Raw genomic sequence first — 23,498 nt, 5'->3', positions numbered from 1 at the left:
TGTTCGACTAATCTCCAGTAGACGCCGACGGCGAGGGGAAGTCAATCCGGGGTCCGGGCGACTCCCCCGGTCGGCCCAGCGCTCGGCCGGGGTTATGCTTGTGACGGCTTGATGGAAATGCTCAAGTCATTGATCCACTACGGAAGAGACGTCGTGCCGCTCCGCGCCCCGCGTACCGAGACCCCCATCCACGAGATCAAGGCCGAGCTCTTCAAGGCCCTCGGGCACCCCCTGCGGGTCCGGCTCCTCGAGCTCCTCGTCCCCGGCCCGCGCGCCGTGAGCGACCTGCTGACCGCGACCGGCCTCGAGGCGTCCCACCTCTCCCAGCACCTGGCCGTGCTGCGCCGCACGGGCCTCGTCGTCGGACGCCGCGAGGGCAACGCCGTGCACTACCAGCTGGCCCACCCCAGCGTCGTCGACCTGCTCACCGCGGCCCGGACCTTCCTCGTCGACTCCCTGTCCGGCACCCCCGCGGTGCTCTCGGACCTCGCCGAGCCGCTCGGCCCCACCGACGCGGCGACCGACGACGCTGGGAGCGCCGGACGATGAGCGTCGGCCCCACGGGCTCGGTCGACTGGCGCCGCGCGCTCGGCACCCTGCGCCGTCACACGCTCCCGCGCCGCAGCGACTACACGATGCTGCGCACCACCTGGCGCGCGGACGCGATCGCAGGCGTCACCGTCGCGATCGTCGCGCTCCCCCTCGCCCTCGGCTTCGGGGTGACCTCCGGGATGGGAGCCGCCGCCGGCATGGTCACCGCCGTCATCGCGGGCTTCGTCGCAGCGGTCCTCGGCGGGTCGAACCTGCAGGTGTCGGGACCCACGGGCGCCATGACGGTCGTCCTCGTACCCATCGTGGCGCGCTACGGGCCCGAGTCCGTGGCGACCGTCGCGATCATGGCGGGTGGCCTCGTGCTGCTCGCCGGCATCGTCGGGCTCGGCAGGCTCGTCGCCTACATCCCGTGGCCCGTGGTCGAGGGCTTCACCATGGGCATCGGCGTGATCATCGCGGCCCAGCAGATCCCCCTCGCGCTCGACACACCCAAGGCCGAGGGCGAGAACGCCGGCCTCGTCGCGCTGCGCACCCTGGCCGTCGTGGACTGGTCCGTCGCCTGGGTGCCCCTCGGCCTCGTCGCGCTCGTCGTCGCGCTGATGCTCCTGCTCCCCCGTGTGCGGCGCACCCTGCCGGCGTCGCTCGTCGCCGTCGTGGTCGTCACGCTCGTCGCCGAGCTCGCCGACCTCGACGTGAGCCGGATCGGTGCGATCCCGTCGTCGCTCCCGGCGCCTTCCCTGCCGACCCTCACGCCCGAGGCGACGGGCTCCCTGGTCTCGGCGGCGCTCGCCGTCGCGGCCCTCGCGGCCCTGGAGAGCCTCCTGTCGGCCCGTGTCGCCGACGGCATGAACGACGACCTGCCGCGCACCGACCCCAACCGGGAGCTCTTCGGGCAGGGCGTCGCCAACGTCGCTGCGGGCCTGTTCGGCGGCATGCCGGCGACCGGTGCGATCGCCCGCACCGCCGTCAACGTGCGCGCCGGCGGTCGCACCCGCGCGTCGTCGGCACTGCACGCCGTCGTGCTCGCCGTGATCATCTACACCGCCGGCCCGCTCGTCGCACGTGTCCCCCTCGCGGCGCTCGCCGGGGTCCTGCTCGTCACCGCGGCGCGCATGGTCGACCTCGCGACGGCGCGGTCCATCTGCCGCTCGGGCCCGTCCGGGACCACGGTGTTCCTGCTCACGCTCGCCACGACCGTCGTCTTCGACCTCGTCGTGGCCGTCGAGCTCGGGGTGGCCCTCGCGGCGATCCTCGCGCTCCGCGCCGTCGCGAAGGCCAGCGGCCTGCACCGGGAGGAGCTCGACCTGCGCGAGGTCGACGTCGCGTCCGAGCGCGCCCTGCTGCGCGAGCACATCGCGGTCTACCGGATCGACGGCGCGCTCTTCTTCGCCGACGTGCGCCGGTTCCTCGACGAGCTCTCCCTGGTCGCCGACGTCCGGGTCGTCATCCTGCGGCTCTCCGGGGTGCGGGTGCTCGACACGAGCGGCGCCAACGCGCTCGCCGAGATCGTCGGCGACCTGCAGCGCCGAGGCATCGTCGTCCTGCTCAAGGGCCTGCGGCCCGAGCACCAGCGCCTCGTCGAGGCCGTCGGCGTGTTCACGGAGCTCCAGGACCGCGCGCACGTCTTCGAGACGCTCGACGCCGCCGTCGAGCACGCCCGCTCGCACGTGCACCGCGCCGAGGCGCGGAGCGCGACGCCGCCGAGCGCGTAGCCGCGGGCGCCGACCTCCGGGCGGGGCACCGTCGGCAGGGCGCCGGGTCACCCGGCCGACGGGTGCGGCGACGCCCCGGTGGGCATGATGGACCAGGCAGACACCGACGCCAGGAGGACCCGTGGACCTGTCCCGCCCGCCCGCACCCGAGCCGTACTCGCTCCTGCCCGCCGTCCCCCCGCTCGCCGTGCGGAGCGACGACGTCGGCGACGGGCAGCCCATGGCGCACCCGTTCACGGCCCAGGGCGGCAGCACGTCGCCCCACCTCGCGTGGGACGGCGCGCCCGAGGGCACCCGGAGCTTCGTCGTCTCGTGCTTCGACCCCGACGCCCCGACCCCTGCGGGGTTCTGGCACTGGACCGTCTGGGACCTCCCCGCCGGCACGACGTCGCTGCCGACGGGCTCCGGCTCACCGTCGGGAGCCCACCTGCCGACCGGAGCCCACCACGCGCGCAACGACGGCGGGACGCCCGGGTACGCGGGCGCGGCGCCGCCCGAGGGCGACCGCCCGCACCGCTACGTCTTCGCCGTGCACGCGCTCGACGTCGAGACGCTCGACCTGCCCGACGACGTGACGCCCACCGCCGTCGCGTTCACAGCCCTGTTCCACACGCTCGCCCGGGGAACGCTCACGCCGACGTTCCAGCGCTGACGGCGGCGCGCCCCTCGGCGCGGCGCCCCCGTCCGTCGGACGTCGGTCAGACGCGCACGGCCCAGAACGCGACCGCCGACGCCGCGGCGACGTTCAGGGAGTCGACCCCGCCCGCCATCGGGATCCGCACCACGAGGTCGGCCGCGTCGACCGCGCCGCGCGAGAGACCGTCACCCTCGGTCCCGAGCACGAGTGCGAGACGCTCGGGCGGCGCGTCCGCGAGCACGTCGAGGCTCACCGAGTCGTCGGACAGCGCGAGCGCGGCGACGGTGAACCCGTCGGCCTGCAACGCCCCGAGGCCGTCGGGCCAGCTCTCCAGGCGCGTCCACGGCACCTGGAACACCGTGCCCATCGAGACCCGCACCGACCGGCGGTACAGGGGGTCCGCGCACCGGGGCGAGACGAGGACCGCGTCGACGCCGAGCGCGGCCGCCGAGCGGAAGATCGCCCCGACGTTGGTGTGGTCGACGATGTCCTCGAGCACCGCGACGCGCCGCGCACCCGCGCCGTCCCGCGCCGCCGCGAGCAGCTCGTGGACGGGCCGCAGCGGCGGCCGGTGCATCGCCGCGAGCGCACCCCGGTGCAGGTGGAAGCCGGTGATGGCCTCGAGGACCTCGGGCTCGCCCACGTACACCGGCACGTCGCCGTCCGGACCCGCTCCCGCGGCGGCGAGCGTGGGCGCGAGGTCCGCGAGCCAGCGCTCGGCCATGAGGAAGGACCGGGGCCGGTGCCCGACGGCGAGCGCACGCCGGATCACGGTCGAGCTCTCGGCGATGTAGAGGCCCTTCGCGGGTTCGTGCTTGGCGCGCAGCGCGACGTCGGTCAGCCGGGTGTAGTCGGCGAGCACGGGGTCGGTGGGGTCGGTGATGCGGACGACGGGCACCCCCCGATCCTCCCAGCCCGGACCCGCTCGTCGGGCCACCCCCGCCGGCGACGGTCAGTCGACGGGGGCGGAGGCCTCCGCGAACTGGCTCGCGTACAGGGCCGCGTAGGCACCGCCGGCGGCCATGAGCTCGGCGTGACCGCCCTGCTCGACGATCGCGCCGTCCTGCATGACGAGGATCACGTCGGCGTCGCGGATGGTCGACAGGCGGTGCGCGATGACGAACGACGTGCGCCCGGCACGCAGCGCGGCCATGGCCTTCTGCACGAGCACCTCGGTGCGGGTGTCGACCGAGGAGGTGGCCTCGTCGAGGATGAGGATCGCCGGGTCGGCGAGGAACGCGCGCGCGATGGTGATGAGCTGCTTCTCGCCCGCGCTGACGTTGCCGCCCTCCTCGTCGATGACCGTCTCGTAGCCGTTCGGGAGCGTCTGCACGAAGTGGTCGACGTGCGTCACCCGGGCCGCCTCGAGGACCTCCTCGTGCGTCGCGCCCTGACGCCCGTACGCGATGTTGTCCGCGATCGTCCCGCCGAAGAGCCAGGTGTCCTGGAGCACCATGCCGATGCTGCCCCGCAGCTCCTCGCGGTTCATCGCCGCGACGTCCACGCCGTCGAGCGTGATCCGGCCGCCGTTGACCTCGTAGAACCGCATGACGAGGTTGACCAGGGTCGTCTTGCCCGCGCCCGTGGGTCCGACGATGGCGACGGTCTGCCCGGGCTCGGCGACGAGGTCGAGGTGGTCGATGAGCGGCGTCTCGGGCTCGTACCGGAACGACACGTCCTCGAACACGACGCGCCCACGGACCGGTGAGGGACGCGGGGGGTCGGCGGGCTCGGCGGACTGCTCCGGCGCGTCGAGCAGCTCGAACACGCGCTCGGCGGACGCGACCCCGGACTGGAGGAGGTTCATCATCGCCGCGACCTGGGTGATGGGCTGCGTGAACATGCGCGAGTACTGGATGAACGCCTGGACGTCCCCGAGGGAGATCGCACCGGAGGCCACGCGCAGGCCGCCGACGACGGCGATCGCGACGTAGTTGAGGTTCGCGATGAACATCATGGCCGGCTGGATCATCCCGGAGATGAACTGGGCCTTGAAGCTGGCCTCGTAGAGCCCCTCGTTCTGCTCGTGGAACGCCTGCGACGCGGCCTTCTGCCGGCCGAAGACCTTGACGAGCGCGTGGCCGGTGTACATCTCCTCGACGTGGGCGTTGAGCGTCCCGGTGCGCGCCCACTGGGCCACGAACTGGGGCTGCGACCGCTTGGCGATCTGCGCGGTGACCACGGCCGCGAGCGGGATCGTGACGAGCGCGATGACCGCGAGCAGGGGTGAGATCCAGAACATCATGACGAGCACGCCGACGATCATCAGCACGGACGAGATGAGCTGGCTGAGGGTCTGCTGGAGGGTCTGCGCGAGGTTGTCGATGTCGTTGGTCACGCGCGAGAGCAGCTCGCCGCGGGGCTGACGGTCGACGTAGCTCAGCGGGAGGCGCCCGAGCTTGGCCTCGACGTCCTGCCGCAGCCGGTAGACGGTGCGCTGGACGAGGCCCGTCGTCAGCAGGCCCTGGAGGTAGCCGAAGAGCCAGGCGCCCACGTACAGGGCCAGGACCCCGAGCAGGATGCGCCCGAGGGCGTCGAAGTCGATGCCCTGCCCGGGAACGAGGTCCATCGCGGCGAGCATGTCCGCGAGCCGGCCCTGGCCGTCCGCGCGCAGCGCCTCGACGGCCTGCGCCTGCGTGACGCCCTCGGGGAGCTGGCGGGCGATCACACCCTCGAAGATGACGTCGGTCGCGCGGCCCAGCACCTTGGGGCCGAGCACCGAGAGCGCGACGCTGACCACCGACAGCGCGACGACGGCGGCGAGCACGAGGCGCTCGGGCCGGAGCACCCCGAGGAGGCGGCGCGAGGAGCCCTTGAAGTCCATCGACTTGGCGGCCGGCATGCCCATGCCCATCATCGGGCCGTGCCCGCGCACGGGCTGCCGGGCGGCGGCCGTCATGGTGGGCGCGGCCCCGGCGGGGCGCTCGGCGCCACCCGCCGGCGGCGTGCCGGCGTCGTCGGCAGCCACCGGGGCGTCCTGCCGGTTCTCCGGGGTGCTCATGCCGCCTCCTGCTCGGTGACCTGGGACAGGACGATCTCGCGGTACGTCTCGTTGTCCGCCATGAGCTCGGCGTGCGTGCCGATGCCGACGACGGAGCCGTTGTCGAGGACCACGATCCGGTCCGCGTGCCGGATGGTGCTGACGCGTTGGGCGACGACGATCACGGTGGCCTCCCGGGTCTCGGGCGCGAGCGCGGCGCGCAGGGCCGCGTCGGTCGCGAAGTCGAGCGCGGAGAACGAGTCGTCGAACAGGTAGATCTCCGGTCTGCGGACCAGGACGCGGGCGATGGCCAGGCGTTGCCGCTGGCCCCCGGACACGTTGGTTCCACCCTGCGCGATCGTCGCGTCGAGGCCGCCCATGCCGAGCACGAACTCCTCGGCCTGGGCGACGCGCAACGCGTGCCAGAGCTGCTCGTCCGTCGCGTCCTCCTTGCCGTAGCGCAGGTTGGAGGCGACGGTCCCGGAGAACAGGTACGGCTTCTGCGGGACGAGCCCGATCGTGCCCCACAGGGTGTCGAGCTCGAGCCTGCGCACGTCGACGCCGTCGACGAGCACCTGCCCTGCCGTCACGTCCGAGAGGCGGGGGATCATCTGGAGCAGGGTCGTCTTGCCGGAGCCGGTCGAGCCGATGATGGCGGTGGTCTCCCCTGGCGCCGCGCTGAAGCTCACCCCGCGGAGCACGGGTTCGGCCGCTCCGGGGTACCGGAACTCGACGTCCTGGAGCTCGACGTGCGCCCGTGCCCCGAGCGTCGTCACGGGGTCGGTGGCGGGGACCACGGTCGAGTCGGTGTCGAGCACCTCGCCGATGCGCTCAGCGGAGACCTCGGCGCGCGGGACGAGCATGAACATCATCACGGCCATGAGCACGGCCATGAGGATCTGCATGATGTAGCTGAGGAAGGCCGTGAGCGAGCCGACCTGCAGCGAGCCGTCGTCGATCCGGGCACCGCCGAACCACATGATCGCGACGCTCGACACGTTCATGATCAGCATCACGGTCGGGAAGAGCAGGGCCATGAGGCGCCCGACGCCGAGCGCGACGGTCATGAGGTCGTCGTTGGCCCGCGCGAACCGGTCCCGCTCGTGGTCGTCGCGCACGAAGGCGCGGATGACCCGGATGCCGCCGATCTGCTCGCGCATCACGCGGTTGATCGCGTCGATACGGATCTGCATCGCGGAGAACAGCGGCCGCATGCGACTCATCGCGAACGCGAGCACGACCACGAGGAGCGGGACGATGACGAGGAGCAGCCCGGAGAGCTCCACGTCCTCGCTCAGGGCCATGAGGACGCCGCCGACGACCATCACGGGCGCCGCGACCATGATCGTCAGGCTCAGCAGCACGACCATCTGGACCTGCTGCACGTCGTTGGTCGTCCGGGTGATGAGCGAGGGGGCACCGAAGCGGCCGACCTCGCGTGCCGAGAACGTCTGCACGTGGTCGAACACCGCACCGCGCAGGTCCCGGCCGAGCGCCATCGCGACCCGCGCGCCGAAGTACACGGCACCGATGGCGCAGGCGACCTGCACGACGGTGACACCGAGCATGAGCCCGCCCAGGCGCATGATCACCGCGGTGTCGCCCTGTGCGACGCCGTCGTCGATGATGTCGGCGTTCAGGCTCGGCAGGTACAGGTTCGCGAGGGCCTGGACGAGCTGGAGGAGCAGGACGGCGGACATGGCGCCGACGTAGGGCCGCAGATGGCGGCGAAGCAACCGGATCAGCACGCGTTCTCCTCAGGTGACGTCGAGGTGATCGGGCGACGCCGGGCGCCGTCCAGGAAGAAGTCGGTGACCTGCTCGGGCGTGATCGACCCCGCGTCGCCGACGAGGGCCGGACGGCTGCTCGTCAGGACGAGACCCACCAGGAGCGATGCGGCGACGGCGGGCTCGAGGCGGAGCTGGTCCCTGTGCTCCTCGAGGAGCACGGCGAGCCCGCGGGCCACCACCTGGGCCGGGTGCTCACCGGAGCCGTGCGGGTGGCCGTGGCGCCCACCCGGCCCCGGGTGGGCGGGAACGTCCGGGCGGTCGGAGAGGTCGTGGTGCGGCGGATGAGCCGCGCTCAGGGCTGCCGCGTCCCGCGGTCCGTCGATGCAGGCGTCGTGCGCGACAGCGAGGAGGCGCGAGACCTCGCGCGCCCGGTCGGCCAGGAGTGCGACGACGGCGACGACGGTCGCCCTGAGGTCCGTCAGCCCATGGAGCGCCTCGAGGTCGCGCAGGAGCGGTCCGGGATCGAGGGCACGCTCCACGGCAGCCCGGACCAGCGCCCTCTTGTCCGGGAAGACGCGGAAGAGGGTGCCCTCGGCGACGCCGGCGGCGTCGGCGAGCTCGCGGGTCGTGACGTGCACGCCACGCTCGCGCAGGAGCGGCACGGTCGCGGCGACGATCGCCGCGCGCCGGGCCTCCGGTGCCAGCGGCGCGGCCCGCTGCGTTCGCGTGGGAGGCACGGGAGGACACGTTACGCCTCGAATGAGTCGGCACTCACTCCATTTCTCCCAGCGCGAACGCCCCGCGTCAGCCGGCCAGGCCCGTCGACAGGGTCACGGGCGGCTCACGGCTGGTACGGCGGCGGCTGGATCGGCGGCACGGGCGGCGGCTCGGCCGAGCGGTGCTGCGGCTCGGGTGGTGCGCCCTCGCCCTGCCCCGCCTCGACGGACGGGTCGCGCGGGCGTCCGCTGAGCGTCCCTGCGCTCGTGGCGTCGCGTGTCGCGGCCTCCGACTGCCGACGCGCCTCAGCGAGCGCCTCGGACGGCTCGGTGAGCGACGTGGGCGGCAGGTCGTCGCCGAGGGGCGAGTCGCCGGCAGGCCGCCACGGGATGCCGTCGTCCGCCGCGCCGGGCGGCGTGCCGAAGCCCTTGCTGATCGCGTTGAGCGCCGCGGTGAACTCGGTCGGGATGAACCAGACCTTGTTCGACTGCGTCCGGGCGACCTCGGGGAGCATCTGGAGGTACTGGTAGGCGAGGAGCTTGGGGTCGGCGTCGCCGCGGTGGATCGCGTCGAACACCTGGAGGATGGCGCGCGACTCGCCCTCGGCGTTGAGGATCGCGGCCTGCGCGTTGCCCTCGGCGCGCAGGATCGCCGCCTGCTTCTCGCCCTCGGCCGTGAGGATCTGGGACTGCTTGACGCCCTCGGCCGTGAGGATCGCGGCACGGCGGTCGCGCTCGGCGCGCATCTGCTGCTCCATCGAGCCCTGGATCGACTGCGGCGGGTCGATCGACTTGAGCTCGACCCGGTTGACGCGCACGCCCCAGCGGCCCGTCGCGTCGTCGAGCACGCCACGGAGCTGGCCGTTGATCTGGTCCCGGCTCGTCAGGGTCTGCTCGAGGTCCATCGAGCCGACGACGTTGCGGAGCGTCGTCACGGTGAGCTGCTCGATGCCCTGGATGTAGTTCGCGATCTCGTACACCGCGGAGCGCGGCTCGGTCACCTGGAAGTAGATGACCGTGTCGATGCTGACCACGAGGTTGTCCGACGTGATGACGGGCTGCGGCGGGAACGAGACGACCTGCTCACGCAGGTCCACCCCCGCGCGGACCCGGTCGACGAACGGGATGAGGAGGTGCAGGCCCGCGTCGAGCGTCCGTGAGTACCTGCCGAGGCGCTCGACGATGATCGCGACCGCCTGCGGGACGATCCGCACGGAGCGGATCAGCGCCACGACGACGAACAGGACGACGAGCCCGAGGATCACGTAGCCGGCGATCTCGCCGATGTTCGGTTCGTTCACTGGGCTGTCTCCTCGGTGGTCGGTCTCGGTTCGGACGGCTGCTGCGACGAGGGCCGTGCACTGCTCACGACGGCGGTCGCCCCGAGGATCTGAACGACACGGACCTCTTCGCCGACGGGGACGACCTCGTCGTCCACCGTCCGCGCGGTCCAGACCTCGCCCGCGAGCTTGATGCGGCCGGCGCGCTCGGTGACCTGGGCGACGACGACGCCCGTGCGGCCCACGAGCGCCGCGGCGTTGGTCTCGACGAGCGGGACGCGGTCGCGCAGGTGACGCAGGAGCCAGGGCCGCAGCGCGACCAGCAGGAGCACCGACGTGAGCGCGAAGCCCAGGATCTGGCCCCACAGCGGGACGCCCGCGAGCGCGAGCACGGTGCCGACGAGGGCGCCGCCCGCAAACATGATCAGCACGAGGTCGACGGACAGGATCTCGACGACGGTCAGCAGGAGCGCTGCTCCCAGCCACCAGGCCCAGCCCATGCTCTCCCCCTTCGTCGACGTCGACCGCTCTCCTGCCAGCCTAGTGCGCGCCGGCTATGCCCCTATGCCTTTTCTTGACCCGGGCTTGACGCCGAGGTCAGCGCGCGGAGCGCGCGCTCCACCGCTCGCCGTGCCGCTCGACCACGAGGTCGAGGCCGAACGTCGCCGTGAGGTGCTCGGCCGTGAGCACGTGGTCGATCGGCCCTGCGGCGTGCACCTGCCCGTCCCGCAGCAGGAGCACGTGGGTGAACCCGGCGGGGATCTCCTCGACGTGGTGCGTGACCAAGACCGACACGGGCGAGCGAGGGTCCCGCGCGAGCTCCGTCAGGGCACCGACGAGCTCCTCGCGGCCCCCGAGGTCGAGCCCCGCCGCAGGCTCGTCGAGCAGCAAGAGCTCCGGGTCCGTCATGAGGGCGCGGGCGATCTGGGCCCGCTTGCGCTCACCCTCGCTCAGGGTGCCGAACCGCCGCACGGCGAGGTCGTCGACCCCGAACACGTCGAGCAGGGCGTGCGCGCGCTCGTGGTCGAGCGCCTCGTACTGCTCACGCCACCGCCCCGTCATGCCGTACGCGGCCGTGAGGACGACGTCGAGCACGGTCTCCGACGGCGCGATCTGGTCGGCGAGGGCGGCCGAGGCCACACCGATGCGCGGCCGCAGCTCGAACACGTCGACACCGCCCAGCCGCTGGCCCAGCACGTGCGCCGTGCCGCTGCTCGGGTGCATGCGGCCCGCCGCGATCTGCAGGAGCGTCGTCTTGCCGGCCCCGTTGCGGCCGAGGACGACCCAGCGCTCCCCCTCCTCGACGGTCCACGACACCCGGTCGAGGATCGTCTTCGCGCCTCGACGGACGGTCACGTCCCGCAGGTCCAGCACCGCACTCATGGTCACCGACCCTACCCGGGCCCACGGCCGACGACGCGCCGTCGCGCGCTCCCCGCCGCCCCGCGTGGCACCGACGTAGGTTGGACGCGTGGACACGCACGACGAGCTGCTCATGCTGCCGCGCTCGGCCCTCCTGGCGCTGTGGCTCCCCGCCGCGACGGCCGGACGGGTACCGGTCGCCCGCGCGTCGCGCGCAGTGCTGGGCGACGACGAGCCGCACGTCCTGACGGGCGCGCCCGACGTCGTGCCCGACGGCGGCACGCTCGAGGACCTCCTGGCCGCCTGGGCGGGTTCCCCCTGCGCCACGGCGGCGCTCCTGCCGGTGCCCGGGGACGTGAGCGGGCTCCCACCGGGGCCCGCGGACGCCGCCGTCGAGGCCGGCGAGTGCCTCCTGGTGCACGACGGCAGCCGCTCGTGGGCGCTGGTCCCCGACGTGGTCGAGTTCGGCAGCGTCCACGAGATCGGGCACCTCGTGACCTGGACGCTGCACCCGGTGCCGGACTGGCGCCACCGCCTGCCCGGCGTCGTGGGGACCCTGAGCGAGGCCGAGCAGGCGCTGCGGCACGTGCTGCGTGAGGCGACGGAGGCGCTCGCCGGGCTCGACGTCGCACGGTGGCGTCCCGACGCCGCGCAGACGATCACCGCCCTGCGCTCGGAGGCGGACCCGGGCTGGCCGTTGCCGCCCGGGCTCCCGCAGCGTGCCGTGCACGTGCTGGCGAGCGCGCTGCGGCTGCGCGCGATCGTCGACCTCGCGACGGCCGACGACGGGGGCGCCGTCAACCTGTGGCAGGCGGACCAGCGCTCGGCGGCGCTGCGGCACATCGACCACGCCGCGCGTCACGCCGTCGCCGCCGCGACCCTCGCCGCGGGTCAGACGGCCGCGGGTCAGACGACGGAGCGGTAGACCTCGATCGTCCGGGCCGCGATCGCGTCCCACGCGAAGTGGTCCTCGACGCGCTGCCGCGACGCGCGCCCCATGGCCGCCGCACGCTCGGGGTCGGTCGCTAGCGAGGTGAGGGCGGACGCGAGGTCCGCGACGAAGCGCTCCGGGTCCACAGGCGTCCCTGTGCCGTCCTGGAGCTGGTCGATCGGGACCAGCAGCCCGGTGACGCCGTCCTCGACGACCTCGGGGATGCCGCCCGTCGCGGTGCCCACCACGGGCAAGCCGCAGGCCATCGCCTCGAGGTTGACGATCCCGAGGGGCTCGTAGACCGAGGGGCACGCGAACACGGTCGACGCCGACAGCACCGCCACGAGGTCCGGCCGCGGCAGCATCTGCTCGATCCACACGACGCCGTCGCGCTGCCTGCGCAGGTCCGCGACGAGGCCCGTCACCTCGGAGGCGATCTCGGGCGTGTCAGGCGCGCCGGCGCACAGCACGAGCTGCACCTCGGGCGGCAGCATCTCGGCGGCGCGCAGGAGGTACGGCAGCCCCTTCTGCCGCGTGATGCGCCCGACGAAGACGACCGCGGGACGGTCCGGGTCGATGCCCAGGCCGCGCACGACCTCGTCCGCACGCGCCGTCGCCTCCGGCGTGTCGGGCCGACGCCAGCCGTTGAGGTCGATGCCGTTGTGCACGACGTGGACCTTGGCGGGGTCCACCTGCGGGTAGCACCGCAGGATGTCCGCGCGCATGCCCGCACTCACGGCGATGACGGCCGCGGCACCCTCGTAGGCGGTGCGCTCGGCCCAGCCCGACAGGGCGTAGCCGCCGCCGAGCTGCTCCGCCTTCCAGGGCCGGAGCGGCTCGAGGCTGTGCGCGCTGACGACGTGCGGGATGCCGTTGAGCAGACCCGCGAGGTGCCCGGCGAGGTTCGCGTACCAGGTGTGCGAGTGGACGAGGTCCGCCCCCGCGACGTCCCCGGCCATGGCGAGGTCCACGCCGAAGGTGCGCAACGCCGGGTTCGCCTCGGCGAGGGCGTCGGGCACGTCGTAGCCCGTGACGCCCTCCTCGGTCCGTGCTCCGTCGAAGCACCGGACGCGGACGTCCAGGTGCCGGCGCAGGACCGCGCTCAGCTCTGCCACGTGCACGCCGGCTCCGCCGTACACGTGCGGGGGGTACTCCCTGGTCAGCAGGTCGACGCGCACAGCGACACGCTAGCGGTCCCGGGGGCCGTTCGTCTGGCCGACAGGCCCGGCCGGGCCCTAGGGTCATCGGTATGGCGACGCCGCGTGTCCTGGCAATCGTCCTCGCAGGTGGCGAGGGCAAACGACTGATGCCGCTGACGGCTGACCGGGCCAAGCCCGCCGTGCCGTTCGGCGGGATGTACCGGCTGGTCGACTTCGCGCTGTCGAACCTCGTGAACTCCGGGTACCTGCAGATCGTCGTGCTGACGCAGTACAAGTCGCACAGCCTGGACCGTCACGTCGCCAAGACGTGGCGCATGTCCGCGCTCCTCGGCAACTACGTGGCACCGGTGCCTGCGCAGCAGCGCGTGGGCAAGCACTGGTACCTGGGCAGCGCGGACGCGATCTTCCAGTGCCTGAACATCATCCAGGACGAGCGTCCGGACATCGTGGTCGTGGTCGGTGCCGACCACGTCTACCGGATGGACTTCGAGCAGATGGTCGACACGCACGTCGCCTCGGGCGCGGAGTTCACCGTGGCGGCGATCCGGCAGCCGATCGGTCTCGCCGACCAGTTCGGGGTGATCGCGACGGCCCAGGACGACCCGACGCGCATCGCCGCCTTCCTCGAGAAGCCGACCGACCCGGTGGGCCTCGCGGACTCCCCCGGCGAGATCCTGGCGTCGATGGGCAACTACGTCGCGAACGCCGACGCCCTGGTCGAGGCCGTCACGCGTGACGCGGAGAGCCCCACGTCGCGGCACGACATGGGCGGCGACATCGCGCCGTACTTCGTCGAGCGCGGCACGGCCGCGGTGTACGACTTCATCCGCAACGACGTCGCAGGCTCGACCGACCGGGACCGCGACTACTGGCGCGACGTCGGAACGCTCGACTCGTACTACGACGCGAACCAGGACCTCATCTCGGTCAACCCCGTCTTCAACCTGTACAACACGGACTGGCCGGTGTTCAGCGGGTACGCGGGCCTGCCGCCGGCGAAGTTCGTGCACGCGGGTCCGGGTCGCCTGGGGCACGCCGCGGACTCGCTGGTCTCGCCGGGCGTCATCGTCTCGGGCGCCACCGTCTCCGGTTCCGTGCTGTCCCCGGGCGTGTACCTGCACTCGTGGTCCGCCGTGAGCGACTCCGTCCTGCTGGACGGGACGCAGGTCGGCCGCCACGCGCAGGTGCATCGCGCGATCGTGGACAAGAACGTGGTGATCAAGGAGCGCGCGCGCGTCGGCATCGACATCGAGCACGACAAGGCACGGGGCTTCACGGTCACCGAGTCCGGCATCACGATCGTGCCGAAGGGCACCGTCGTCGAGCCGTGACCTGGAAGGTGCTGACGGTCGGGGGGCAGAGGTGCGGCGGACGCCTGCACGACACCCACGGGTGCCCGGCTAGCCTGCACGCGTGAGCCCGGCGCACCCGACCGTCCCCACCCCCCACGACCCTGCCCAGGGCGGTCTCGACCCTGCCCAGGGCGGCGTCGAGCCGCCCCGGCGTGCGGTCGTCATGGACGTCGACTCGACGCTCATCACCGGCGAGGTCATCGAGATGCTCGCCGGCCACGCGGGCTCGCGCGCCCAGGTCGCCGAGATCACCGAGCGGGCGATGCGCGGGGAGATCGACTTCGCCACCTCCCTCCACGAGCGGGTCGCGACCCTGGCGGGGCTGCCTGCCACGGTCGTCCAGGAGGTGCGTGACGAGCTCGTGCTGAGCCCGGGCGCCGAGCGCCTCGTCGCGGCCCTCCACGCAGCCCGGTGGCCGCTCGGGCTCGTCTCGGGCGGCTTCGCCGAGGTCGTCGAGCCCCTCGCGGCGTCCCTGGGCATCGGGTTCGTGCGGGCCAACCGCCTCGAGATCGTCGACGGCCGGCTCACGGGTCGAGTGAGCGGTCCCGTGGTCGACCGCGCGGCCAAGGCCGAGGCCCTGCGCGAGCTCGCCGCCCTGCACGGCATCCCGCTCGAGCGCACCGTCGCGATCGGCGACGGTGCGAACGACCTCGACATGCTCGCGCTCGCCGGGCTGGGGATCGCCTACAACGCGAAGCCCGTGGTCTGCGACCAGGCCGACGTCGCCGTCCTCGGGCAGCCGCTCGACGCGGTCCTTACGCTGCTCGGGCTGCCCGCGCACCCCTGGGGTCTGCCGGCGCACCCCTGAGGCACCGCGGCGTCAGTGCGGCGGCCGGACCACCTCGAGCAGTCGCGCAGCCCCGGCGGCCAGCTCGGGCCACGCCGTCACCTCGAGCGCGGCAAAGCCCGCGGTGGGCAGCCCGGTGCGCACGGTTGCGAGGTCGCCCGCCGTCGCCGCGTCGTCACGCGCGAGGGTTGCCGCGGTGCCGGACATGGTGGGTTCGTGGCCGACCACGAGGACCGTCGCGACGCGCTCGTCGATGCCCCGGAGCAGGTCGACGACGTCCCACGGGTGGGCGTCGTACACCTCGTCCAGGACGTCGACGTCGGGCGCGGGCACGTCGCCGAGCGCGGCCCGGACCAGGTCCCACGTCTGACGTGTGCGGACCGCGGAGGAGACGAGCACACGCTCCGGGACGAGACCGCGCGCCGCGAGCGCCGAGCCGACCGCCCCCGACTGCCGGCGGCCCTGGAGCGCCAGGGGGCGCAGGGCGTCCGACATCCCGCCGCTGGGCTCCGCCTTGGCGTGCCGCAGCAGCACGAGGCGGCGGCCACGGCCCGCAGCCGCTGGTCCGGTGCCGGGTGCCACGTCAGAACCCCATCGCGTGGAAGCCGCCGTCGACGTGCACGACCTCGCCCGTCGTCGCCGGGAACCAGTCGGACAGCAGCGCGGCGACCGCGCGCGCCGTCGGCTCCGGGTCGTGGCTGTCCCAGCCGAGCGGTGCGCGCTCGGGCCAGCCGCCCTCCATGACCTCGAACCCGGGGATCGACTTGGCAGCCGTCGTCCGGACAGGCCCTGCCGAGACGAGGTTGACGCGGATGCCCTCGGGGCCCAGGTCACGGGCGAGGTAGCGCGAGGTCGCCTCCAGGGCGGCCTTGGCCACACCCATCCAGTCGTAGACCGGCCACGCGTACCGCGCGTCGAACGTCAGACCCACCACCGCCGACCCACGACCCATCAACGGCTGCGCCGCGACCGCCAACGCCTTGAGCGAGTACGCCGAGACCTCCAACGCCGTCGCCACGTCCGCCCACTGACCCGACAAGAAGTTGCCCCCCAGCACCGACTGCGGCGCGAACCCGATCGAGTGCACCACCCCGTCCAACGCGTCCACGTGCCCACCGACCCGACCCGCCAACGCCGCCAGGTCCTCCTGCGACGTCACGTCCAGCTCCACCACCGGCGCGGGCACGGGCAGCCGCTTGGCGATGGTCTCCGTGAGCCGGAGCTGGCGGCCGAACGACGTCAGGACCACCTGCGCCCCCTGCTCCTGCGCGATGCGCGCGACGTGGAACGCGATCGAGCTGTCCATCAGCACGCCGGTGATCAGGAGCTTCTTGCCGTCGAGCAGGCCCACGGACGACGTCCTCTCGTGAAGGGTGGGCCGCCGCGCGGGTGCTCCACGCGCGGCGGCGACGAACGGTCTACAGAGCTCAGTGGCCCATGCCGAGGCCCCCGTCGACGGGGATCACCGCCCCGTTGACGTAGGCCGCGTCCGGGGACGCGAGGAAGTGCACGACTCCCGCGACCTCGTCCGGCTGCGCGAACCGCCCGGCGGGGATGGCCGCACGGTAGGTCTCCTGACGCTCGGCGGGCAAGGCGGCGGTCATCGCCGTGTCGATGAACCCGGGTGCGACGACGTTGGCCGTGATGCCGCGACCGCCGAGCTCGCGTGTGATGGATCGCGCCATCCCGATGAGCGCGGACTTCGAGGCGGCGTAGTTGACCTGGCCGACACCGCCGTAGGTCGCCACGACGGACGAGATGAGGACGACCCGCCCCCGGCGCAGCCGGATCATGCCCTTCGACGCGCGGCGCACGCACCGGAACGTCCCCGTGAGGTTGACGTCGACGACCTCCTCGAACTCCTCGTCGCTCATGCGCATGAGGAGCTGGTCGCGCGTGATGCCTGCGTTCGCGACGAGGACCTCGACGGGGCCGTGCGCCTCCTCGACCTGGCTGAAGGCGGCGTCGACCGAGGCCGTGTCGCGCATGTCGCCCTGCACGCCGAGGACACCCTCGGGCAGGTCGCCGCCGCGGAAGATCGTCGCCACGCGGTCGCCACCCGCCACGAAGCGCTCGGCGATGGCCCGGCCGATGCCGCGGCTCGCGCCGGTGACGAGCACGCTACGAGGGGCCTGGTCGTTCTCCGCCACGGGGGGCTCCTGTCGTCGTCGGGTGGCCCCGAACGTCACGGGTCCGGGGGCGACGGTAGCCGACCCGGGCGTCGCCGCGCCGGACGGCCTGGTCGGGGCCGCCAGCGGACCTGTGCCGGCCCGCACGGGGCCGCGGCTAAACTCGTGAGGTGAACCGTCCGGGTCCTCGGCGACGTGAGCGGTCCGCGACGCCCGCCGGTCCGGTCCCCCGGATCACCACGGCAGGCCCGTCGCTGACCGGGGACGTCGCGCGTCGGACCCACCGGTACCTGGTGCAGATGAGCATCCGCGTCGTGTGCTTCGTCGGGGCCGTGCTCGTGGACCACTGGACACGCTGGGTCCTGCTGGCGGGCGCCGTCGTCCTGCCGTACGTCGCGGTGGTGCTCGCCAACGCGGGCAGGGAACGCGGTCAGGACCCGGGGACGCTCGTCGGCCCAGGAGCCCTTCCCGCGCCGGACCGCACCACAGGCCTGGGTACGGGCCCCTCAGGAGGAGACACGTGAGCGTCGAGGACCACGGGACGACGGCACGAGGAGCGACGACGGCGTCCGACGACGACGAGCTCTTCTGCAGCGCACGGGGGTGCCGGGAGCACGCCACGTGGGGGCTGCGCTGGAACAACCCGCGCCTGCACACGCCCGAGCGGCGCAAGGTGTGGCTCGCGTGCGACGCGCACCGTGAGCACCTCGAGCAGTACCTCGCCGTCCGCGGCTTCCACCGGGACACCGTGGCGGTGGACGCGCTGGAGCCGACCGACGGCTGATGCGTACCTCCGCGCCCGTCCTGCGTCGAGCGGCGACGACGGTCCTCGTGGCCCTCGTCGTCGCCGGAGCGTGCGCCGCCGCGGGGGTGTGGCAGTGGGACCGGCACGTCGCACGCTCCGCCCAGGTCGCGCTCGTCGAGGCGAACTACGACGCCGACGCCGTCCCGCTCGCCGACGTCCTGACGCCGAGCGGTCCGCGCGCGCAGGACGTGTGGCGCACGGCTGTCGTCGTCGGCACCTACCTCGAGCCGACCGTCCTGCTGCGCAACCGGCCGGTCGACGGCCACGGTGCGTTCCACGTGCTCGCGGGTCTGCTCGTGCAGGAGGGGCCGCTGGCGGGCTCGGTGCTCGTGGTCGACCGGGGCTGGCTCCCGGTCGGCCAGGACGGCAGCGGGCCTGCGCGCGACGCCGCGACCCCCGGCGGGACGGTCACGGTCGTCGTCCGCCTGCGTCCGTCCGAGCCGGAGTCCGCACGCGCAGCGCCCGCGGGCCAGGTCCAGGCCATCGCACCGGCGCAGGTGCGCGACGCGGTGCTCGACGCCCGGGCGACGTCAGCCTCGCAGGCGGCGCGTGACGACGACCCGCCCACGGACGGCGCGTCCGGGACGGGCTGGCCGCGGGGTTCCACGCTCGCGGGCTACGGCGTCGTGGCGACGGAAGGTGGCGAGCCGCCCGCGGACGTCGGCCCGCTCCCCCGGCCCGGGACGAGCCTGGGCTCGCACCTGTCCTACGCGTTCCAGTGGTGGGTGTTCGCCCTGGGCGCGCTCGTCGGCGCCGTGGTGCTCGTCCGGCGGGACGTCACCGAGGAGCGGCGCGAGGCCGACCCCGAGGACGACCCGCCCGCCGGTCCGCAAGGCCCCGGCGGCGACGCCGGGGGCCCGGGGGGCGGTGCCGGGGGCCCGGGGGGCGACTCAGACGCGCACGGCCCGCAGGGCAGCCGGGCCCGGGCGACCGTGGCAGGTCGGCGCCGGCGCCGACCGACCGCGGAGGAGGAAGAGGACGCGATCCTCGACGCGCAGCTCTCCTGAGCCGCCACAGGTGCTCGCGCCCCTGCGACCGGGAGCGCGCGCGACGACCGGCCGGCCGCGCGGCACGTCCGCCCCGTGGCGACCGACCGTCTCCCGGCACGGCCCCGCCGGCCCGGTCAGCGGGTCAGGAGCTGGCACCCTTCAGCTGGGCGCGGCGTGCCTCGGCCGCCGCACCGCGGGTCGCCCCGCCCCGGGTGCGCATGGTCACGCCGGACTCGACGAGCACGCCGTGGACGAACCCGTACGACCGACCGATGTCCTCGGCCATGGAGCGGATGCTCTCCCCGCGGTTGTACCGCTCGACGAGCGACGAGGCGAGGTCCTGCCGTCCCTCGCCCGTGATCCGCGATCCCTTCGGAAGCTTTGCGCTCATGGTCGTCCTCCTGGCCAGGTACCGGCGGCACGCCGTACGGGCGGGAGCCCGGACGACGTCGTCCGCCCGCTCAGCGGACGGACGAGCTCACGCGAGGGAGATCAGGTCCGCGTAGCTGTCGTTCCATAGATCTTCGTCGCCATCAGGCAGAAGCACCACCCGATCCGGGGACAAAGCGGACACCGCTCCTTCGTCGTGCGTGACCATGACCACCGCGCCCGTGTACCCGTGCAGCGCCGAGAGCACCTCGGCACGGCTCGCGGGGTCGAGGTTGTTGGTCGGCTCGTCGAGGAGAAGGACGTTCGCCGACGACACCACGAGGGCCGCGAGAGCGAGCCGGGTCTTCTCACCGCCGGACAGGACCCGCACGGGCTTCTCGGCGTCGTCCCCCGAGAAGAGGAAGGACCCCAGCACGGAGCGGACCTGCGTGTCCGTCAGGTCGGGCGCCGCATGGCGCAGGTTCTCGACGACCGTCCGCTCCGTGTCGAGCGTCTCGTGCTCCTGCGCGTAGTAGCCGATCTTGAGCCCGTGGCCCGCGACCACCTCGCCCGTGTCCGCCTTCTCGACGCCGGCGAGCAGCCGCAGGAGCGTCGTCTTGCCCGCACCGTTGAGCCCGAGGATCACGACGCGGCTCCCGCGGTCCACCGCGAGGTCGACGTCGGTGAAGACCTCGAGCGACCCGTAGGACTTGCTCAGGCCGGTCGCCGTGAGCGGTGTCTTGCCGCACGGCGCGGGGTCCGGGAACCGCAGGCGCGCGACCTTGTCGGACGCCCGCTCGGCCTCGAGGCCCGAGAGCAGGCGTTCGGCGCGACGCGCCATGTTCTGCGCGGCGACCGCCTTCGTCGCCTTCGCCCGCATCTTGTCGGCCTGGGCGAGCAGCACGTGCGCCTTCTTCTCGGCGTTCATGCGCTCGCGCTTGCGTCGACGCTCGTCCGTCTCACGCTGCGCGAGGTACGCGTCCCAGCCGAGGTTGTACTGGTCCAGCTCGCCGCGGTTGGCGTCCAGGTGGAAGACCTTGTTCACGGTCGTCCGCACCAGGTCGACGTCGTGGCTGATCACCAGGAACCCGCCCGAGTACGACGCGAGGTAGTCCCGCAGCCACACGATCGAGTCGGCGTCGAGGTGGTTCGTGGGCTCGTCGAGGAGCAGCGTCTGGGCACCCGAGAAGAGGATCCGCGCGAGCTCGACACGGCGCCGCTGGCCGCCGGAGAGCGTGTGCAGGGGCTGGCCGAGGATGCGCTCGCTCAGGCCGAGGTTGGAGGCGATGCGGCTCGCCTCGCTCTCGGCCGCGTACCCGCCGGCCGCGGTGAAACGGGCGTCGAGCCGCGAGTAGCGCTCCATCGCGGCGTCGCGCGTCTCGTCGTCGGCGCTCGCCATCGCGCCCTCGGTCTGCCGCAGGGACCGGACGATCTCGTCGAGCCCGCGCGCCGAGAGGATGCGGTCCATCGCGACGACGTCGAGGTCGCCGGTGCGCGGGTCCTGCGGGAGGTAGCCGACGTCACCGCCGCGCACCACCTGGCCGGAGGTCGGCTGCCCCTCGCCCGCGAGCACCCGCGTCAGCGTCGTCTTGCCCGCGCCGTTACGGCCCACGAGACCGATGCGGTCCCCGGACGCGATGCGGAAGGAGGCCTTCTCGAGCAGGACGCGGACGCCGACGCGCAGCTCGACGTCATGTGCGGTGATCACTGAGGTTTCCTCCGACAGGTGTCCGACCGTCTTGTCGGTGGGCACAAACGACGCTCATCCTACGACCGGCTACCGTGACGCCCGACCGGATTACGCTCCGCCGGACGGCAGCGCCCCGCACGGGCGGCCGTCCGTGCGCCGATCCCCTGGGGAACCCGATGGCCGCGACGCCCGACGACCGAGCCGCTGCGCTGCCCGACGCCGGTGGCGCGGCAGCCGCACCACGTCCGGTCGCACGCGCCGCCGCGACCACCGACCTCGCTCTCGTGGCGACGTTCGCCGCGTTCATCGCCGTGTGCGCGATCCTGCCGTCGGTGGCCCTGCCGGGCATGGCTGTGCCGATCACGCTGCAGACGTTCGGCGTCATGCTCGCGGGCGTCCTGCTCGGTCCACGGCGCGGGGCCCTCGCGGTCCTCCTCTACCTCGCGGTCGGGCTCGCCGGCCTGCCCGTCTTCGCGCAGGGCACGGGTGGCCTGGCCGTGCTCGGCAAGCCCTCCCTCGGCTACCTCCTCGCGTTCCCGCTGGCCGCCGCCGTCGCGGGCCTCCTGGTCTCGGTCGCGTCTCGTCGGGTGCGCCCCGCCCTGCTGCCGGCCGCGGTCTTCGCGTCCGCCATGGCGGGCAGCCTGCTGGTCACGCACCCCCTGGGCATCACGGTCATGGGCGCACGCCTGGGCATGTCCGCGTCGGAGGCTGTGGCCGCGGGCGCCGTGTTCCTGCCGGGCGACGTGGTCAAGAACCTCGTCGTCGCCGTCGTCGCCACCGCGGTGTTCCGCGCGTTCCCCGACATGCTCACCCACCGTCGCTGAGGTCGCCATGATCGAGCTCGACGGTGCGACGGTCACGGCGTACGGCCCGCCGGGGCCGGACGGCGCCGAACGCGTCCTGACGCTCCTCGAGCCGACCACGTGCACGCTCACCGAACGCAGGGTCGCCGTCGTGGGCGCCAACGGCTCCGGGAAGTCGACCCTCGCGCGGCTCGTCAACGGCCTCGCGCTGCCGTCCGCGGGCACGGTGCGGGTCGACGGGCTCGACACGGCCCGCGACGGCGCCGCGGTCCGGCGTCGCGTCGGGTTCGTGTTCACGGATCCCGAGGCCCAGCTCGTGCTCCCCACACCCGTGGAGGACGTCGCGCTCTCCCTGCGGCGCCTCGACCTGGCGCCGCGCGAGCGGGACGCCCGGGCGCGGGAGATCCTCGCGCGCTTCGGGCTCGCGGCGCATGCCGAGGTCCCCGTGCACGCCCTGTCCGGCGGGCAGAAGCAGCTCTTGGCGCTCGCGGGCGTTCTCGCGGTCGAGCCGACGGTGCTCGTGTGCGACGAGCCGACGACGCTTCTTGACCTGCGGTGGCGCCGTGTCGTCGACGACCTCCTCGACGACCTCGACCAGCAGCTCGTGCTCGTGACCCACGACCTGGAGGCCGCCGCCCGGGCCGACCGGGTGCTCGTCGTCGACGGCGGTGCGGTCGTCTTCGACGGCGAGGCCGCCGCGGGTGTCGCGTACTACACGGACCTCATGGCCCGCCCGGTGGGCGCCCCGTGACCGCCCGGTGGGCGCCCGTGACCGCCCGCCCGGTGGGCGCCCCATGACTGCCCGCACCGGACGACCCGTGCGTGCCCCGTGGGCCGGTCCCCTCGGGCTCTACCACGCGGGGTCCACGCCCGTGCACCGGCTCGGGCCCGGGGCCAAGACGGCCGGTCTTGCGGCTGTGGGCGTCGCCGCTGTCGTCGCCCGTGGGCCCTGGTCGGCGCTCGTCGTGCTGCTCCTGGTGCTCGGTACCGCACTCGTGGCACGCCTGCCGCCCCGGAGCACCGTGCGCGCGCTCCTGCCGGTGCTCGTGACCGCGGTCCTCGTAGGCGCGTACCAGTGGTGGCAGCGGGGTGCGGCCACCGGCGCCGAGGTCGCGCTCGACCTGGTCAGCGTGGTCCTCGCCGCGTCCGTCGTCACGGGGACGACGCGGGCCGAGCGCATGCTCGACGCGCTCGGGACCGCGCTCCGGCCGCTGCGCCGCCTCGGCGTCGCTCCGCAGACCGTGGCGCTCGCCGTCGGGCTGATGCTGCGCGCCGTGCCGGCGCTCGCCGAGACCGCGGTCGAGGTGCGTGACGCCGCGCGGGCGCGGGGCCTGGAACGGAACCCCCGCGCGGTCCTCGCCCCCGCCGCCGTCCGCGCCGTCGCGCGTGCCCGGTCGACGGGTGAGGCGCTCGCCGCACGCGGGGTGGGTGACTAGGTGTACTGACCCGGCAGGTTGGTCAATCGGGTGACTGGTGGCTTGTTCTCGCAGGCGGTGTGGGGTCGGTGGTGGTTG

The 23,498-nt window shown here is 73.6% G+C and carries 25 protein-coding genes; 12 read left to right on the top strand and 13 right to left on the bottom strand.

Annotation, left to right across the window (positions count from 1 at the left end; genetic code table 11):
• The first annotated feature begins 117 nt into the window (after positions 1–117).
• The 3 genes from FZ988_RS12585 to FZ988_RS12575 all read left to right on the top strand — a co-directional run bounded on the left by FZ988_RS12585 (position 118) and on the right by FZ988_RS12575 (position 2,916).
• On the top strand, positions 118–549 hold the full coding sequence (locus FZ988_RS12585; RefSeq protein WP_149204381.1) for an ArsR/SmtB family transcription factor: 432 nt from the start codon (positions 118–120) through the stop codon (positions 547–549).
• Positions 546–2,264 carry a SulP family inorganic anion transporter gene (locus FZ988_RS12580; protein ID WP_149204380.1) on the top strand — a complete coding sequence of 573 codons (1,719 nt, stop codon included), beginning with the start codon at positions 546–548 and terminating at the stop codon, positions 2,262–2,264. Before FZ988_RS12585 ends, FZ988_RS12580 begins: the two co-directional genes overlap by 4 nt.
• 121 nt (positions 2,265–2,385) lie before the next feature.
• Positions 2,386–2,916, top strand: coding sequence for a YbhB/YbcL family Raf kinase inhibitor-like protein (locus tag FZ988_RS12575; RefSeq protein ID WP_188079091.1), 531 nt, complete (start codon positions 2,386–2,388; stop codon positions 2,914–2,916).
• 46 nt (positions 2,917–2,962) lie between these two features.
• On the opposite strand, the gene FZ988_RS12570 is transcribed toward FZ988_RS12575, so the two are convergent.
• The 7 genes from FZ988_RS12570 to FZ988_RS12540 all read right to left on the bottom strand — a co-directional run bounded on the left by FZ988_RS12570 (position 2,963) and on the right by FZ988_RS12540 (position 10,990).
• The gene (locus tag FZ988_RS12570) at positions 2,963–3,799 is read right to left on the bottom strand and encodes a TrmH family RNA methyltransferase (RefSeq protein ID WP_149204379.1); all 837 of its coding nucleotides are present in this window, start codon (positions 3,797–3,799) and stop codon (positions 2,963–2,965) included.
• Between the two features lie 54 nt (positions 3,800–3,853).
• Positions 3,854–5,902, bottom strand: a complete 2,049-nt coding sequence (locus FZ988_RS12565; protein ID WP_425457979.1) for an ABC transporter ATP-binding protein — start codon at positions 5,900–5,902, stop codon at positions 3,854–3,856.
• Complete coding sequence (locus FZ988_RS12560; protein ID WP_149204378.1) at positions 5,899–7,629, bottom strand: ABC transporter ATP-binding protein; 1,731 nt, start codon at positions 7,627–7,629, stop codon at positions 5,899–5,901. The genes FZ988_RS12565 and FZ988_RS12560 overlap by 4 nt, the downstream gene beginning before the upstream one ends.
• Positions 7,623–8,348, bottom strand: coding sequence for a TetR/AcrR family transcriptional regulator (locus tag FZ988_RS18765; protein WP_246169478.1), 726 nt, complete (start codon positions 8,346–8,348; stop codon positions 7,623–7,625). Before FZ988_RS18765 ends, FZ988_RS12560 begins: the two co-directional genes overlap by 7 nt.
• A 104-nt stretch (positions 8,349–8,452) precedes the next feature.
• Positions 8,453–9,628 (bottom strand): SPFH domain-containing protein, encoded by a 1,176-nt coding sequence (locus FZ988_RS12550; RefSeq protein WP_149204377.1) that lies wholly within the window; start codon positions 9,626–9,628, stop codon positions 8,453–8,455.
• Positions 9,625–10,107 carry an NfeD family protein gene (locus FZ988_RS12545; RefSeq protein ID WP_149204376.1) on the bottom strand — a complete coding sequence of 161 codons (483 nt, stop codon included), beginning with the start codon at positions 10,105–10,107 and terminating at the stop codon, positions 9,625–9,627. The genes FZ988_RS12550 and FZ988_RS12545 overlap by 4 nt, the downstream gene beginning before the upstream one ends.
• Before the next feature lie 97 nt (positions 10,108–10,204).
• Positions 10,205–10,990, bottom strand: coding sequence for an ABC transporter ATP-binding protein (locus FZ988_RS12540; RefSeq protein ID WP_149204375.1), 786 nt, complete (start codon positions 10,988–10,990; stop codon positions 10,205–10,207).
• An 88-nt stretch (positions 10,991–11,078) separates the two neighbouring features.
• On the opposite strand from FZ988_RS12540, the gene FZ988_RS12535 reads away from it, so the two are divergent.
• The gene (locus FZ988_RS12535) at positions 11,079–11,894 is read left to right on the top strand and encodes a hypothetical protein (RefSeq protein WP_246169477.1); all 816 of its coding nucleotides are present in this window, start codon (positions 11,079–11,081) and stop codon (positions 11,892–11,894) included.
• On the opposite strand, the gene glgA is transcribed toward FZ988_RS12535, so the two are convergent.
• Entirely contained in the window at positions 11,876–13,078 is a 1,203-nt protein-coding gene (gene glgA, locus FZ988_RS12530; protein WP_149204374.1) for a glycogen synthase, read from the bottom strand. The two genes, FZ988_RS12535 and glgA, sit on opposite strands and share 19 nt — an antisense overlap.
• A 71-nt stretch (positions 13,079–13,149) precedes the next feature.
• Between glgA and FZ988_RS12525 the strand changes: the two genes are divergently transcribed.
• Together FZ988_RS12525 and serB are read left to right on the top strand one after the other, a co-directional pair.
• Positions 13,150–14,391 carry a glucose-1-phosphate adenylyltransferase gene (locus FZ988_RS12525; protein ID WP_149204373.1) on the top strand — a complete coding sequence of 414 codons (1,242 nt, stop codon included), beginning with the start codon at positions 13,150–13,152 and terminating at the stop codon, positions 14,389–14,391.
• A gap of 82 nt (positions 14,392–14,473) precedes the next feature.
• The gene (serB, locus tag FZ988_RS12520; protein WP_246169476.1) at positions 14,474–15,220 is read left to right on the top strand and encodes a phosphoserine phosphatase SerB; all 747 of its coding nucleotides are present in this window, start codon (positions 14,474–14,476) and stop codon (positions 15,218–15,220) included.
• A gap of 12 nt (positions 15,221–15,232) precedes the next feature.
• On the opposite strand, the gene FZ988_RS12515 is transcribed toward serB, so the two are convergent.
• From FZ988_RS12515 to fabG, 3 genes are all read right to left on the bottom strand, one after another.
• On the bottom strand, positions 15,233–15,781 hold the full coding sequence (locus tag FZ988_RS12515) for a SixA phosphatase family protein (RefSeq protein ID WP_246169475.1): 549 nt from the start codon (positions 15,779–15,781) through the stop codon (positions 15,233–15,235).
• Between the two features lies 1 nt (position 15,782).
• Positions 15,783–16,550, bottom strand: a complete 768-nt coding sequence (gene fabI, locus FZ988_RS12510) for an enoyl-ACP reductase FabI (protein WP_149204372.1) — start codon at positions 16,548–16,550, stop codon at positions 15,783–15,785.
• 76 nt (positions 16,551–16,626) lie between these two features.
• Positions 16,627–17,349 carry a 3-oxoacyl-ACP reductase FabG gene (gene fabG / locus FZ988_RS12505; protein ID WP_149204371.1) on the bottom strand — a complete coding sequence of 241 codons (723 nt, stop codon included), beginning with the start codon at positions 17,347–17,349 and terminating at the stop codon, positions 16,627–16,629.
• Between the two features lie 149 nt (positions 17,350–17,498).
• Here fabG and FZ988_RS12500 point away from each other — a divergent pair, with 149 nt between their 5' ends.
• Genes FZ988_RS12500 through FZ988_RS12490 form a run of 3 tightly spaced genes read left to right on the top strand, consistent with a single transcriptional unit; the run spans position 17,499 to position 19,140 of the window.
• A complete protein-coding gene (locus FZ988_RS12500; RefSeq protein ID WP_149204370.1) occupies positions 17,499–17,852 on the top strand; it encodes a DUF3099 domain-containing protein in 354 nt (117 codons plus the stop codon).
• On the top strand, positions 17,849–18,112 hold the full coding sequence (locus FZ988_RS12495) for a hypothetical protein (protein ID WP_149204369.1): 264 nt from the start codon (positions 17,849–17,851) through the stop codon (positions 18,110–18,112). The genes FZ988_RS12500 and FZ988_RS12495 overlap by 4 nt, the downstream gene beginning before the upstream one ends.
• Entirely contained in the window at positions 18,112–19,140 is a 1,029-nt protein-coding gene (locus FZ988_RS12490; protein WP_149204368.1) for an SURF1 family protein, read from the top strand. Before FZ988_RS12495 ends, FZ988_RS12490 begins: the two co-directional genes overlap by 1 nt.
• A 124-nt stretch (positions 19,141–19,264) precedes the next feature.
• On the opposite strand, the gene FZ988_RS12485 is transcribed toward FZ988_RS12490, so the two are convergent.
• Together FZ988_RS12485 and FZ988_RS12480 are read right to left on the bottom strand one after the other, a co-directional pair.
• Positions 19,265–19,513, bottom strand: a complete 249-nt coding sequence (locus FZ988_RS12485) for a helix-turn-helix domain-containing protein (protein WP_149204367.1) — start codon at positions 19,511–19,513, stop codon at positions 19,265–19,267.
• A gap of 87 nt (positions 19,514–19,600) precedes the next feature.
• Complete coding sequence (locus tag FZ988_RS12480; protein ID WP_149204366.1) at positions 19,601–21,199, bottom strand: ABC-F family ATP-binding cassette domain-containing protein; 1,599 nt, start codon at positions 21,197–21,199, stop codon at positions 19,601–19,603.
• A 158-nt stretch (positions 21,200–21,357) separates the two neighbouring features.
• Between FZ988_RS12480 and FZ988_RS12475 the strand changes: the two genes are divergently transcribed.
• From FZ988_RS12475 to FZ988_RS12465, 3 genes are read left to right on the top strand one after another with little or no spacing between them, the layout of a single operon-like run.
• Positions 21,358–22,005 carry a biotin transporter BioY gene (locus FZ988_RS12475; protein WP_149204365.1) on the top strand — a complete coding sequence of 216 codons (648 nt, stop codon included), beginning with the start codon at positions 21,358–21,360 and terminating at the stop codon, positions 22,003–22,005.
• A gap of 7 nt (positions 22,006–22,012) precedes the next feature.
• Positions 22,013–22,735, top strand: coding sequence for an energy-coupling factor ABC transporter ATP-binding protein (locus FZ988_RS12470; protein WP_149204364.1), 723 nt, complete (start codon positions 22,013–22,015; stop codon positions 22,733–22,735).
• Positions 22,736–22,778: 43 nt separating this feature from the next.
• Entirely contained in the window at positions 22,779–23,420 is a 642-nt protein-coding gene (locus tag FZ988_RS12465; protein WP_149204363.1) for a CbiQ family ECF transporter T component, read from the top strand.
• Positions 23,421–23,498: the final 78 nt, after the last annotated feature.

The sequence above is a fragment of the Actinotalea subterranea genome, from assembly GCF_008364845.1.
Classification (GTDB): domain Bacteria; phylum Actinomycetota; class Actinomycetes; order Actinomycetales; family Cellulomonadaceae; genus Actinotalea; species Actinotalea subterranea.
This window is presented reverse-complemented; position numbering and strand designations above follow the sequence as displayed.

Coding starts and splice junctions, on each gene's coding strand:
- FZ988_RS12585 (WP_149204381.1), top strand. CDS start 118: ATGCTCAAGTCATTGATCCACTACGGAAGAGACGTCGTGCCGCTCCGC.
- FZ988_RS12580 (WP_149204380.1), top strand. CDS start 546: ATGAGCGTCGGCCCCACGGGCTCGGTCGACTGGCGCCGCGCGCTCGGC.
- FZ988_RS12565 (WP_425457979.1), bottom strand. CDS start 5,902: ATGAGCACCCCGGAGAACCGGCAGGACGCCCCGGTGGCTGCCGACGAC.
- FZ988_RS12545 (WP_149204376.1), bottom strand. CDS start 10,107: ATGGGCTGGGCCTGGTGGCTGGGAGCAGCGCTCCTGCTGACCGTCGTC.
- FZ988_RS12540 (WP_149204375.1), bottom strand. CDS start 10,990: ATGAGTGCGGTGCTGGACCTGCGGGACGTGACCGTCCGTCGAGGCGCG.
- FZ988_RS12525 (WP_149204373.1), top strand. CDS start 13,150: ATGGCGACGCCGCGTGTCCTGGCAATCGTCCTCGCAGGTGGCGAGGGC.
- FZ988_RS12490 (WP_149204368.1), top strand. CDS start 18,112: ATGCGTACCTCCGCGCCCGTCCTGCGTCGAGCGGCGACGACGGTCCTC.
- FZ988_RS12485 (WP_149204367.1), bottom strand. CDS start 19,513: ATGAGCGCAAAGCTTCCGAAGGGATCGCGGATCACGGGCGAGGGACGG.
- FZ988_RS12475 (WP_149204365.1), top strand. CDS start 21,358: ATGGCCGCGACGCCCGACGACCGAGCCGCTGCGCTGCCCGACGCCGGT.
- FZ988_RS12470 (WP_149204364.1), top strand. CDS start 22,013: ATGATCGAGCTCGACGGTGCGACGGTCACGGCGTACGGCCCGCCGGGG.
- FZ988_RS12465 (WP_149204363.1), top strand. CDS start 22,779: ATGACTGCCCGCACCGGACGACCCGTGCGTGCCCCGTGGGCCGGTCCC.